The following is a 12,040-nucleotide window of genomic DNA, read 5'->3' as shown; positions in this document are numbered from 1 at the left end:
ACGTTCGGCGTAATCTCCGCGGTCAATCAGTGGTGCAAGCAAACTGCCGCTACGCCGGCCTGCGTTATCGGCATCGATCTCTTGTCGGTGTGGCGCGCCGCAGCCCGCGTAACCGAGAACGGATTATCGGGCCGCGTTCGCTTACTGTTCGGCTTTGTTCACAACCCGAAAGCACTGATCCGGTTGTATTGCCCTGCGCGGAACACGCTGCCGATCTCGAAGTTAGGAGTCTCGTGACTAATCTAAGAAGGTAGACTGCCCCGCCGTCGGCTCCCAACACCGGCGGCGGGCTTTTTGTGAGTAGCGTTAGTGCCAAAGCGTACCCGAGCACCGGCCAAGAAGCCGCGAGCTTCCATGCCGGGCTTCATCAGGCCCCAGTTGGCGACACTGAAGATGAAAGCTCCTTCGGGGGCTCAGTGGATTCACGAAGTCAAATACGACGGCTACCGCATCCAGCTCCACATCGACGGCGACACCCGCAAAGCCTTTACCCGCAACGGCCATAACTGGGTCAACCGGTTCTCGGTCATTGCCGGCGCGTTCAACATCGAAGGGCAAGCCATTGTCGATGGTGAGGTGGTCGTCATTCACGAGGGGCGAACCAACTTCTCCGAGCTTCAGGCAGACCTTGGCAGAGGCGACCAGGACCGTCTGGTTTACTTCGCCTTCGATCTCCTGTGGCTGGACGGCAAGGATCTTCGCAGAATGGCTCAGCTTGCCCGTAAGGAGTTGCTGAAGCAGCTGATAGATGAGAACGGACTGGAAGCCCCCATCTTCTACAGCGAGCACCATGAAGGTGACGGGCAGGCGCTGTTCGAGGCCGCGAGCAAGCTGAACTACGAGGGCATCGTCTCGAAGCGGGTTGATGCGCCGTACCGGTCGGAGCGGGTTGAGGCCTGGCAGAAGATCAAGACGGTGCAGCGCGATAAATTCCCCGTTGTTGGATTCGTCAAAGACCCGTCCGGTGTCGCCGCGCTCTACCTCGGCAAGCAGGAAGGGAAAGAGCTGCGCTACATGGGGAAGGTCGGGACTGGCTGGAGCCGGACCAAATCGGCGGAGATCCGCAAGGCGCTTGATACGGTTGTCAGCCCGAAGCAAAAGCTCACTAAGCGCATCAAGAAACCGAAAGCCACCTGGGTTGAGCCAAAGTTTTTTGCGGACGTTGAATACCGGGACATCACCTCTGAAGGCCTGCTGCGGGCCAGTTCGTTCAAAGGGTTATCCAAGAAATAACTCATGTACATTTGGCGCCTCTGCATGCGGGCTAGCGATGCCTCCGCGTCAGCGACGAAGATGAGTTGCCGTTGAAGCGCCAACGATCCAAGCAGATGAGCTCTATTGAAGCCTCTCGCTATTGCTCGCTAAAGGCAGGACAAGCCCGCTGCCGGCCGAGAGCAGGGCTCCTGCTCAAGTGCTCCTATAACGCAGATTTAGCGATCAGCGCGGAGGCGCCAGCTCCATGCGCGGCGGTAGGAACAAGACGCAACATGTCAAGTTTTTCAGCATATGCAACCTCCCCAGACTAGGCCTCCGTCCTCCCGGAGGCCTTCCCTTTAGGAACACGCCCTTCTTACGGGCCTTGGCATTTGGGGAATGATCACTGCGCGACACTGAAGCTGGTCGCGCTTCTAGGATTACCTTGCAGTCCTCTCCCGTACCAGCGTTTTCATAGGTGAATCCGTCCACTCCATCAGGGCGCAGGGCGCGCCCTTCAGGAAGTCCGTCGCATAGAAGCGGCGCGCCCGGTAACGAGTGTCAGGACAGATATCGATCTTCGCGAGACTTCGGATTTTTTGGCCGATCGTAGTGTCGGTGCACCGCTGACGCGCTGCTCCGCTTCTTTGATCTGAGCTCGAAGTTCTTCCAATTGCGAGAGCTGAGAATTGAGTTCGTTCAACCGCTGGGCAAAAAGGAGTCCGCGAGAGCTCTTCATCAATGCCTCCAACACAAAACAATGAAAAGGCCAAAAAATAGTGCAGGCGCAACGTACGAGGGAAAGTAAGCGTGTATGACTTTAGCCCCGCAGTCTGTGCACTTTTATGAAACAGCGCACATTTTCAGCCGCATTGGACTTCGCACTTTGTCAGGTGCCGGTCCGCTTCCTCCGCGAAACGTGCGGGAATGCGGAAAGTTAGCACGACGCGAATATCATCGTTCGCCGAAAGTTGAGGCTACCTGCTCACATAGGAGGCAGGTCTAGCGTTCACTCCCTCAGGGTGTCGGCTCGCTCCCTTCAGGCGAACGGGTACAACGCGGCGAGGCGGTCCAGCGGCATCGCACGTTCGGCTGCGTTCAGGAGGCGGTTGCTTATGACGTGACTGACTTGCCAATCTGGGCGCTCAAACTGATCTCCCGCCCAAACTTGGGGGCAGGCATTACCCGATCGGTCGAGTACCCAAACAAAATAATAGTCGTCTTCCATGGCTAGGGCATTTTGGACCAAGGCCGCATCGTCCGTCCACTTCCTCAAGGAGAAGGGACGGGAGTGCTCAATGTACTCCGCTGGCCGTACCTTTCGAGATCGCGCGCGTCAAAGCCTCGAGGCGGACTGCGATGCTGCTCATCCGGCGCGCCGTGTGTTGAAGCGCTACAATGTCGGTCGGCCCCGCACCAGTCGCGAGATCGAGTTCGTTCTGCAGGTGCTGGAACTGCCTTGCACCGGCCCAGCTCGGCGAGAAGCATCGCGAATTCGTCCATTGGGGAAAGGCCCTTCAGTGCACGGGCTTTAGGATGAAGCCCACCATCCCTCGGGAAATGGCTCCAGCAAAGTCCACTCGACTTGGTTGTCGTTGTCAGGCGTACAGATAGCTCCTGCATTCCTGCTTGGAGGCGCGAGGCGACGTAAGCGGACAGACAGGGCGCGCGGTTTGCGACTGCGAAGGTGGCGCGTAGCAAGACGTCTCAAGCATAGCGGGGGCACACCGCGGGCGCATCGCTCAGCTTCTTCCACCAGATCTCGAAGATCCTCCAGCTCTGAGAGTTGAGAAGCGAGTTCGCTAAGTCGTTCGTAAAGGATTGCGCGAGAGCCTCGCATAATGTCCTCCCCAGCACAAAAAAGCACTATCAGGACGGCGTCAGAGCAAATAGCGCGAGCAGCAAAAACAGAAGACTATCATCGTACATCGGACTTCAATACGTCAGTCTTGCTGCCGTAGACAAACTAGCATGTGGCTATGGGGACCGTGAAGTGGTTCAACCCGACGAAGGGTTACGGGTTCATTCAACCTGACAACGGCGGCAAGGACGTCTTCGTCCATATCTCAGCGGTTGAGAAGGCTGGTTACACGTCCTTGGCAGAGGGAGCTAAGGTTAGCTTCGATGTCGTGAACAACCGCGGAAAAGACTCGGCTGAAAATCTACGGATGGGGTGAGCCCTCCAAACGCGCCGTGAAGTAGGCGCCAAACGAAAAGGCCGCAGCGGCGTACCACTGCGGCCAGCCGGGTAAAATGAAGCGTGAAATATTGATTCCAGCCCCGGCGAGATAAGCCTACAGCGACGGCACGAGTCCGCAATGTTGTCGATGTCACACTCGGGGAACAAGTCTTGCTGACGGAGGGAGGGCCCGCCGGGGCTGGATGGCGAGCCCTCAACCCCAAAGCCGCGAAGTTCTCCGGCGGCCTTAACGGATGCAGCAGTCTGCACATGATCGGCGCAGATGCGACCGTTAAACCATATCGCTTTTTGGCGGCTCGCTCAACGGACTCAGTATCACCTAGACCAGCGTCAATTTAGCGCTGATGCCCGAGGCCTATTCCGAGATTGAGCGCCTTCTGACGGAGCGCACCAACGGTGCGCTTGGTTGCCTTGGATATTTTGGCGACAGGCGTTCGCGCCTTTGAGTGCGCTTTAAGTTCCTTGATGTCATTCTTCGTCCACTCGCGGCGAACTACTTGTTTCTTTTTAGGCAAAGCGATGCTCCTTCGATGTTGAAGGCGCGTCTCTAACAACATAGGGCGCAGTTCGCAAGCCGCGCACTCACCCACTACGCGCAACGAAAATTTAAACGCGCCTTCACCGAAGGAGTGACGCGCATGTTCAGGGTTGTAGCTGCGGCGTTGTGGGACTCCAACTCATCGCGAAGTTGGAGTGGCAACCCATCCGCTTTTCCCTAAGAATAACCAATGCAAGGTAAGGCCAGGAATCTTTTGCACCAACAAAAGGCCGACGCTGTTTGGCAGGCCCCGTTCGAAATTGTTCCAGCGCTGCACTTCAATCCCGATCCGTTTACAAAACGCCGTCTGCGTCCCGGCAACGGCTTTTCGCACGACCTTGAGCCTTTCGGCGACGTTTTCGTTACTCAATGGATTTTCGGGCATTCCTTGGACGCCGCGGCGAGGGGAATCTGAAACTGTCTCAGGGTCGGTGCCGACTTGGTTCAAGAGATGAGCCACTGCAGCGCCAGTCTCAGGTACGAGAAAAAGTAGCGATAAACGAATAGGCCGAGGGGCGGCCATGCGATGATGCCGATGCCGAGTAGGATTATGATGCCTGAACCGATCAGCATCTCTTTGATTTCGCGGTGCATCGCGTCAGTTTAGGCAATTCTCCGCTATCCCGTCCATTCCCTTAGGGGCAGCGCAAATCCACACCCTTTAAGGGTACGTCGCCTCGACGGTTGCAAATCGTCCAGCTGGCGCGCGCGCAGCACGGCGCCGCACTGCTGAGGAAGGTTGTTGCCGCGGTGAACGATGCAAAGCCGGCGGCTGTTGTGCCGGGGGAGGACCCCCGGCTAACCAACCCATTGCGCGAAGGCGCGTCCGCTGGTGCGGCTTACTCGGCCTCGCTGCTTGCGGAAACGTTGTAACCGACCGTAGACGGCCTGGCGACTGCGACCCAACCGCTCGGCCAACTCGGCTGCAGTCATGCCCTCTGAGCTGCTGCCGGTTTGATGGACACCGGGTTAAGCTAATCCCACCTTGCGCTCGAACTCAACAGGGCTGAGGTAACCGATCGTCGAGTGACGTCGGGTCGTGTTGTAGAACCGCTCGATGTAATCGAACACATCTGCTCTGGCCTCGTTCCTGGTGCGATAGGTTTTGCGCTCGGTGCGTTCGGTTTTCAGCGACGAGAAGAAGCTCTCCATCGCCGCGTTGTCCCAGACGTTGCCGGACCGACTCATGCTGCAGACGATGCCGCTATCAGCCATCAAGCGCTGGAACTGCTCGCTGACGTACTGGCTGCCGCGATCGGAATGATGCATCAGGGCATCCGGCTTGCCGCGCCGCCAGACCGCCATCAACAGGGCGTCCGCAACCAACTGGGCGGTCATGCTGGCGTTCATCGACCAGCCGACCACCCGGCGCGAGAACAGGTCGATCACCGCCGACACATAGAGCCAGCCCTCAGCCGTCCAGATGTAGGTGAAGTCGGCGATCCACTTCTGGTTCGGGCGCTCGGCCTCGAACTGCCGATCCAGAAGATTCGACGCCACGTTCGCAATCTGGCGATGGCCTGCGTCCTTCGGCAGACGCCGGCGTCGTGGCCGCGCCCGCAGGGCCTGCAGGCGCATCAGCCGTTCGACCCGGTGCAGGCCGCATTCGACGCCGTCCGCCAGAAGGTCTCGCCAGACGCGCCGCGCGCCGTAAGTCCGGTCACTGGCAAGGAAGCTGACCTTGACCTGCTGGCCTACGGTCTCGTCGCTCCGGGATCTGGCGCTGGGCGATCGGTTCAGCCAGGCATGAAAGCCCGACCGCGACACGCCCATCGCTTCGCATAGCCATGCCACCGGCCAGATGCCCCGGTGCTTCGCGATGAAGCCGAACTTCATGTCGCTTCCTTCGCGAAGTAGGCAGCGGCCTTTTTTAGGATATCCCGCTCCGCCTTCAGCTTGTTGACCTCGCGCCGCAGCCGCTCGATCTCCAATTGCTCAGGCTTCAGTTGCCCGTGGCCGGGGAACGACTGCGCAGCGTCGAAGCCGAACTCCTTCACCCATTTGCGCAGCACGTTCTCATGAACGCCCAGGTCTCGGCCAGCTTGCGCCACAGATACCCCGCGCTCCCTGACGAGCTTGACCGCCTCGATCTTGAACTCTCGACTGAACTTCCGTCTCTGCATGACCCACCTCTGGCTCGATAAAACACCCAATCTCGGTGTCCATCAAACCGGCAGCAGCTCAGTATGTAAGCGCACCTGAATCTGTGTGCCCTTGCCGGTTGAAGGAGGGCCTCGCTTTTTCCGGACGTATTTTCACGGGCTGCGCGAAGCCGGATGCGATCCCTTTGTTTCTAATAGAGGGCTGTACCAAGCCTCGTAGGATCTAAGACCGAGAGGGCGTTCAACGAATGGGCTGCGCACCACGATCAGAAAGGTACCCTGCGGATCGAGCACGCACGTGCCGTTTGGGCGGGGCGGGCCTCGGATGACGAGATCATCCTGCTGGGCGTTCGTCAGTAAGATGCGACGACGGCCCGCTCCAGCAATGGGGCGGGCCTTTTACTTTCAGCACGCCGAGCGGTTCACTCTGGCGGCCTTCGTCAGGCTAGCCGTCTTGGCAGGGAATACCGAAGTTGTCACAGGCGACAGCGAATGACTCTTTTGCCTTTGCATCCTCGAAGCAGAAGCGAGTGCCGACCTGCGCCTGATCGGCCCACCAGTCGACGTTATTGCCTTTCGCGATGCGGGAGGCTTCGCCGCGTAAAAGATCTAATTGTCTTCCGGCAGCACGAACGATCAGGCAATTTTGTTTGGGCACGATACGTTCTCCAATGCACAGGACGCCGAGCTCCTTGGTACAATAGGGCGGCGGCCAGATTGATCGCGCTAAGCGCCGTGGATATGGCCCCGGCTCCCGGGGCAATGGCGGCGAAGGAGCTGGGGCCAATCTGGGTCGCCCTTTAGGAAGGCATCGGGCAAACTTGGCATCAGCAGCAAGGTTTCAAAAAGTGAAGGGCCGCTGCGTTGGGACAGCGTGTGCCCTCAGTAAAATTACGGGCGCGTCTCATTTGATCGTACCCCCATCTTAGACCGGCCCTAGTCTCGGCGGGATGAAAGCATTCAACGGCGCGACCATGGGCGAATATCGAGCTTACGTAATCGGGGCTGACGGGCACATACAGCTTCGGGTCGATTTGGTGGTCCCCGATGAAACGACAGCCCGGAACAGAGCGAAGCACCTCGTCGATGGACATGCTGTTGAGCTTTGGGAAGGCGCAACCAGGATCGAAAGGTTTGAGCCAAAAACAGTAAAGGGAGCCTGTTTTGCTGTTTCACGTTCATCCCGGAACCAGCAGACTTAACCTGCATTAAGAGTGAAGAATTCAGTCGAGGGATCGGCCATGGGCGTGGAACGAATGCACTCCCCGAAGTACTGGCGGATGCGTGCCGAAGAATTTCGCACGAAGGCCGACAACAGCGAATTCCCGCAGACCCGAGAGACGCTCCGTCAAGTTGCAAACAATTATGAGGAGCTAGCCCAGCGCGCCGAGCAGGTCGTCACCCTTGCGGAACTGGACGAGGCATTTCAGAGGCGGAGCGCCGGGTAGCGCAGGAATACGCATTACGACCAGCGCGCTATGGGCCACGCAACCGGGTGAATTCCGCCCGGCTTTTCCCTGCGAGGGAGCAAGTGTGCACTTCGGGACTTAGCCGAGTACTCACTGGCGGGGCAGTACCGTGGACCGTGATTTTAAGAACGAAATCTTTTCGAGCTTCGACCCAAATCCGGTTCAGCCCTGCGGCGAGTGCGGCAGGAAGCCGAGATCAGTCTTGAAGATGCTAAACACGCAAAACGGTAAAATCGTGCGTATGTTCAAGCGCGAATGCGGTGCGCAGACTTGGACGGAGACTAAGGAGTAAGACCGCCTCAGTGGGCGGCTTCATTCCTGCCGGCGACGCTAGACCGTAGCCTTACTGGCATAGACTTGGGTGCGCGCTGCTCGTCGTCGGTGTAATACACCGGGCATGGTGGCAACATTTGACGACCAACCGCAGCTAGAATTTCAGATGCTTGCTAAGGTGGAGCAATGCCGAAGGCTTGCACGCCAAATCGGTGACCATGTGACCGCTAAACGCCTGCTTGATCTCGCAGACGAATACATCCAGCAGATCAAGGATATCCGGGCGATCAAAACAACTTAGGTGAGCCGCCCTTGACGGGCACCGCGCAGGCGCAGTCTAATCGCCCCCCATGGAGCAGCATCAGCGCATCATCGACGAGCTCAAGACCTTCGAGCGGCTCTGCTTGGAGCAGGCCCAGGAGAGCACGCTGCCACTGGAGCAGGCCGCTCTGCTCGAAATTGCAGCAAATTGTCGCGCCGAGGCCGCCCGCTGGACTGGATTGCTAGTAGCTCCATACTCGCGAGAGCTACTGCGTATTGCGGGTGTGGGGAATTAGTGGAGCGGCTTCCCAGCCGCAAAGCTGGGGCGGCCTTTGTGCTTCCCCGTAGAAGGGCACGAATGAAGCTAGCCGCCAACCGCATGGTGGTCGGCGCAGAGGCGCTGTGGTAAGGACTCCAATCGGCGGCGTGATGTTGCCCCCAAGTTTCACCGCGCCGCTGAGGGCCCGTCCTCAGCGCAAGTTGGGGCGGGCTTTTACTTCAGACGGGTGCTGCTTCCCAATCTTGCTATGCGCCGTCTCGGCCTTGCTCCGGTCACCCACGGTCGTTAACGCTGAGCCCTAAGACCGCGTAGGGGAATACGGTGAGCAAGGTTCGCGAGTTCATGGACTTCTGGACCGAGAACAGCATCCACGCTGCCGAGCAGTACCGGACTGCCGGCGCGTCGCAGGATGTAGCGGAACTCACGCGGCGGCTAATCCAGGCTGCCAAGGGGCAGGGCATTTCGGAAGCCGCCCTGCAGGCGGAGATCGGCGAAATCTCCGAGTACATTAGGGACCGGCTCAAGGCAGCGAATAGGGCTGAAAGCGAACGGCGGAAACGCACTTAGGCGGTCCAAAGCTCAGGGCGTGTCTCGCCACCCGCAAGAAGATCTCCAGCATCTGGCAGCAAAAGGCCCGCCGGTTCACACTGGCGGGCCTGTGGCACTCCTGGCGCTCTAATCCGCAATTGGATCGGTTGCCGGGAGCATTGGGGGCTGGAAGCCGGGCCGTGCCATGTTCGTGCTTAAACGACAATGGGCAGAACGGCGTACTCCGGTAGTTGTACCGACTCCATTTTCGCAACGGGGTGTTCTACTGTGAGAACACCGGCGAGATTTAAGTACTCATCAATTTGCAGTTGTCCCGGATGGCCGCAGTGGGGGCTGGAACCACCCTGCGGCCTTTCCCATAGGCTGACCTTCATTTCGAGGCTCTTTTTGGCAGCCTTCTTATCCAAACTCGCTGAGGTAGTGGCTGGAAATGCGCCGATTCTGAGCGCATGGTAGGCAGATGCAGGTGCAATGCCCAAAATGCAAAGTGATCGTCGCCATTGGCAAAGCCAAGTGGTTCTTCGATGGCGGCGAGTGCAGGGAGCTTCGCGGTACTGTTGCGGGCGATGCTAAGGAATATGAAGAGTGCCCGGTCCTCATCGAAGCTGTGTCGACCGTCAGGAATAATGCCGCCACCTAGGCGAGAGCTTAGTGTGCGAGGTTGGCCGTGAGCGAGAGCGAACCTTGCAAAAACCAGCTAAAGCGGACGTCCAACCGAGGGACGGCCCCGGCTTCGGGAGACCTGGGGCTAATGCCGGGGCCGCTCCGCCAGCTCAGGGCGCCGAGCCAGCGCGGATTCAAGCAGAATTTGCCCGCTCGGTTCCTAACAGTCCCAGCAGATCCCGGCCGGGCGTCAGCACCCGCACATACGTGCCGCTCTCATGCAGCTCGAGCCAGCCCTTCTCGACAGCGCACCTGATGCCGGGGCCGAATTCCGCGCCGCTTGCCTTGAGCGTGTAGAGGAAGGGATAGTTGACCTTCTCGGTGTGGATGCGACCGTCCTGTACCGGCTGAATGGAGGCCGCAAGTTCGACCAGCTTACGCGCGGCGACTTCCGGATCAGCGAAGGGACGTTCTGTCACGAGTTTCATTGCTGGAATCAAAACCTCAACCCCATGCTTGGCCTGACTTGCCCGCGACTGTCATGCCAGTTCGGGACGATATGCACAGATCCTGCGGCGGCGCATGCCGAGCAGACCAGGCGTAAGCCGACGCGCGACCAGGCTGATCCTGCGGGAATGTATCGAGCCGCACGTCGGCCCTGCGACGACAGCGGCCGTTCAGGCACTGGATGCTGCATGTCACATGCCCCTCAGCCAACCATTCAGCGGGGCTGCGGGGCGGATAGTGACCGGACTTCGTGTACGTTGCGCTTTCCATGCTGATGTGGTCTGCCTGTTGCGCAATTGAGATACACGGATACTCTCGTAAGTGACCAAATGCCCCAAATATTCGACTGCCGCAGCGCTTGTTTTTCTAGTTTACCTTGCGCCGTGCTTTGCTCAATCTCCTCAGAAGGAAGAATCCTTGAGCTCCTCGTTCGGTGCCGGACCGAACGCTTTTGTCGATCTGTTGGCGCTGATGTCCGGGCACTGCAAGACGCTGAAGGTCGGCGGGCGCAGCTTCGGATGCAAGACGGTGGCTTACGCCCATGGCGACAAAGGGCGGGTGAATTTTGCGGTAGCCGTCGACGATCCCGACGATGAGAGCCACGTCGTATCGTTCTCCGGCGAGAACGGCAAACGGGCCGACGACAATTCCTACCAGCTGCCGATTGATCGCATGCTGCTCAATTCCAAGGATCGGCCCAAAGTTGACGGACTGCAGGTGCCGGCCGAGCAGCCATCAACCGGTACCTGCCGCCAGACTGGCAATTTCGCTGCGAGGAAGGTGACAGATATCACCTGCTCGGCGACCGACAGTGAAGGCCGCCGATACGAGCTGCTGTTCGTCTCCGACGGCTCGCCGGTGAGCGTGCGCCGCATCAGGCAGTCGGCGCCATCGATCCACGATCCGTTCAACTGAGACGAGGGGACGCCCGCCATGGCTACCAAGTTATCGCAACACGATTAGCCATTGCGGATTGGTGACGAGGACCGAGACACACAAGACATAGAGAACCCGCTGGCTTCGAGAAGCCGCAACTACAGGGCTGTATCCCGACTCCGGCAGCAGCCGGGCGAACAACGCTGGCTCATTGTGAATGCCAACGTGCATAAAGTTCCCAATTACTTAACTGTTATAAAGAGTTCCGGCTTGCCTTCGATAGCGAGTGTGGCAGGCCAGCTACAGCAAAACACCCACGAGCGAGTACTGTTGAAAGGCAGGTGGGCGAACTAGCGACTCTTAAAACTGATTATCTTTGGGGAGACTCGAATGAAGAAACTTATTGCGGTTGCGGCCGGAACACTGGCTCTCGGCCTATCGGCTCCGGCAAGCGCGGCGGATATGGCAGCGCGTCCCTACACCAAGGCGCCTCCGATGGTCGCCGCGATTTATGACTGGAGTGGCTTCTACATCGGCGCCAACGGCGGTTGGGGCTCAAGCCGCAACAGCTGGGATTCGGTTGCCCCCTTCCTGGTGGGTCCCGAAGGTTCGCACGATGCAACGGGCGGAGTTGCGGGTGGTCAGGTTGGTTATCGCTGGCAGACTGGGACCTGGGTGTTCGGCCTCGAAGCGCAGGGCGACTGGGCCGACTTGCGAGGCAGCAACCTGAGCACCCTGTTTGGTCCGGGCTTCCGCAACGATTCACGGATCAATGCGTTCGGTCTGTTCACGGGTCAGCTCGGCTGGGCCACCAACAACGTCCTGTTCTACGTCAAGGGCGGTGCTGCCGTGACCGATAATCGCAACCGGATCTATTCGACTGCAACTGGCGCTGTGCTTGCCACCACCGGTGATGACACCCGTTGGGGCGGTACCGTCGGGGTAGGCCTGGAATACGGCTTTGCTCCCGGCTGGTCGGCTGGTGTCGAATACGATCATCTGTTTATGCAGGATCGTACGCTCGCATTCACGGGTCCCGCGGGCGTAGCATTCGGTGCGGATCGCATCCGTCAGGACGTCGATCTCGTCACGGTTCGCGTGAACTACAAGTTCGGCGGCCCGAGCATCGGCCGGTACTGAGCAGCATCACTGAAAAAAATAGGGGCCGGCTCTTTGAGCCGGCCTTTC

General features: G+C 58.9%; 12 protein-coding genes. 8 read left to right on the top strand and 4 right to left on the bottom strand.

Features of this window, described 5'->3' with window-relative positions; genetic code table 11:
* Positions 1-354: 354 nt before the first annotated feature.
* The 3 genes from ligD to IVB19_RS20590 all read left to right on the top strand — a co-directional run bounded on the left by ligD (position 355) and on the right by IVB19_RS20590 (position 4,347).
* Positions 355-1,233, top strand: coding sequence for a non-homologous end-joining DNA ligase (gene ligD / locus IVB19_RS20600; RefSeq protein WP_247487887.1), 879 nt, complete (start codon positions 355-357; stop codon positions 1,231-1,233).
* A gap of 1,934 nt (positions 1,234-3,167) precedes the next feature.
* The gene (locus IVB19_RS20595) at positions 3,168-3,371 is read left to right on the top strand and encodes a cold-shock protein (protein ID WP_085348421.1); all 204 of its coding nucleotides are present in this window, start codon (positions 3,168-3,170) and stop codon (positions 3,369-3,371) included.
* Positions 3,372-4,122: 751 nt separating this feature from the next.
* On the top strand, positions 4,123-4,347 hold the full coding sequence (locus IVB19_RS20590; protein WP_247487889.1) for a hypothetical protein: 225 nt from the start codon (positions 4,123-4,125) through the stop codon (positions 4,345-4,347).
* A 383-nt stretch (positions 4,348-4,730) separates the two neighbouring features.
* Here IVB19_RS20590 and IVB19_RS40720 read toward each other — a convergent pair whose 3' ends face one another.
* The 3 genes from IVB19_RS40720 to IVB19_RS20580 all read right to left on the bottom strand — a co-directional run bounded on the left by IVB19_RS40720 (position 4,731) and on the right by IVB19_RS20580 (position 6,692).
* Entirely contained in the window at positions 4,731-4,865 is a 135-nt protein-coding gene (locus IVB19_RS40720) for a hypothetical protein (RefSeq protein WP_524536670.1), read from the bottom strand.
* A 36-nt stretch (positions 4,866-4,901) separates the two neighbouring features.
* A protein-coding gene (locus tag IVB19_RS20585; RefSeq protein ID WP_088930867.1) for an IS3 family transposase occupies positions 4,902-6,055 on the bottom strand; the annotation gives its coding sequence in 2 pieces (ribosomal slippage) (positions 4,902-5,806 and positions 5,806-6,055; 1,155 coding nt in all).
* A gap of 424 nt (positions 6,056-6,479) precedes the next feature.
* Positions 6,480-6,692: a hypothetical protein gene (locus IVB19_RS20580; RefSeq protein WP_247487903.1), complete on the bottom strand. Its 213-nt coding sequence runs from the start codon at positions 6,690-6,692 to the stop codon at positions 6,480-6,482.
* Between the two features lie 583 nt (positions 6,693-7,275).
* On the opposite strand from IVB19_RS20580, the gene IVB19_RS20575 reads away from it, so the two are divergent.
* From IVB19_RS20575 to IVB19_RS20565, 3 genes are all read left to right on the top strand, one after another.
* On the top strand, positions 7,276-7,482 hold the full coding sequence (locus tag IVB19_RS20575) for a hypothetical protein (protein WP_247487905.1): 207 nt from the start codon (positions 7,276-7,278) through the stop codon (positions 7,480-7,482).
* A 418-nt stretch (positions 7,483-7,900) separates the two neighbouring features.
* Positions 7,901-8,077 (top strand): hypothetical protein, encoded by a 177-nt coding sequence (locus tag IVB19_RS20570; protein ID WP_247523762.1) that lies wholly within the window; start codon positions 7,901-7,903, stop codon positions 8,075-8,077.
* Positions 8,078-8,638: 561 nt separating this feature from the next.
* Positions 8,639-8,884: a hypothetical protein gene (locus tag IVB19_RS20565; RefSeq protein ID WP_247454190.1), complete on the top strand. Its 246-nt coding sequence runs from the start codon at positions 8,639-8,641 to the stop codon at positions 8,882-8,884.
* 779 nt (positions 8,885-9,663) lie between these two features.
* Here the strand turns inward: IVB19_RS20565 and IVB19_RS20560 are convergent.
* Positions 9,664-9,957: a hypothetical protein gene (locus tag IVB19_RS20560; RefSeq protein WP_247454344.1), complete on the bottom strand. Its 294-nt coding sequence runs from the start codon at positions 9,955-9,957 to the stop codon at positions 9,664-9,666.
* A 340-nt stretch (positions 9,958-10,297) separates the two neighbouring features.
* Between IVB19_RS20560 and IVB19_RS20555 the strand changes: the two genes are divergently transcribed.
* Both IVB19_RS20555 and IVB19_RS20550 read left to right on the top strand, forming a co-directional pair.
* Positions 10,298-10,891 (top strand): hypothetical protein, encoded by a 594-nt coding sequence (locus IVB19_RS20555; protein WP_247819856.1) that lies wholly within the window; start codon positions 10,298-10,300, stop codon positions 10,889-10,891.
* A 351-nt stretch (positions 10,892-11,242) separates the two neighbouring features.
* The gene (locus tag IVB19_RS20550) at positions 11,243-11,992 is read left to right on the top strand and encodes an outer membrane protein (RefSeq protein WP_247288204.1); all 750 of its coding nucleotides are present in this window, start codon (positions 11,243-11,245) and stop codon (positions 11,990-11,992) included.
* Positions 11,993-12,040 lie beyond the last annotated feature (48 nt).

It is taken from the genome of Bradyrhizobium sp. 187 (assembly GCF_023101005.1).
GTDB lineage: Bacteria > Pseudomonadota > Alphaproteobacteria > Rhizobiales > Xanthobacteraceae > Bradyrhizobium > Bradyrhizobium canariense_D.
The sequence above is the reverse complement of the archived record's forward strand: the minus strand, read 5'-3'. Positions and strand labels throughout refer to the sequence as shown.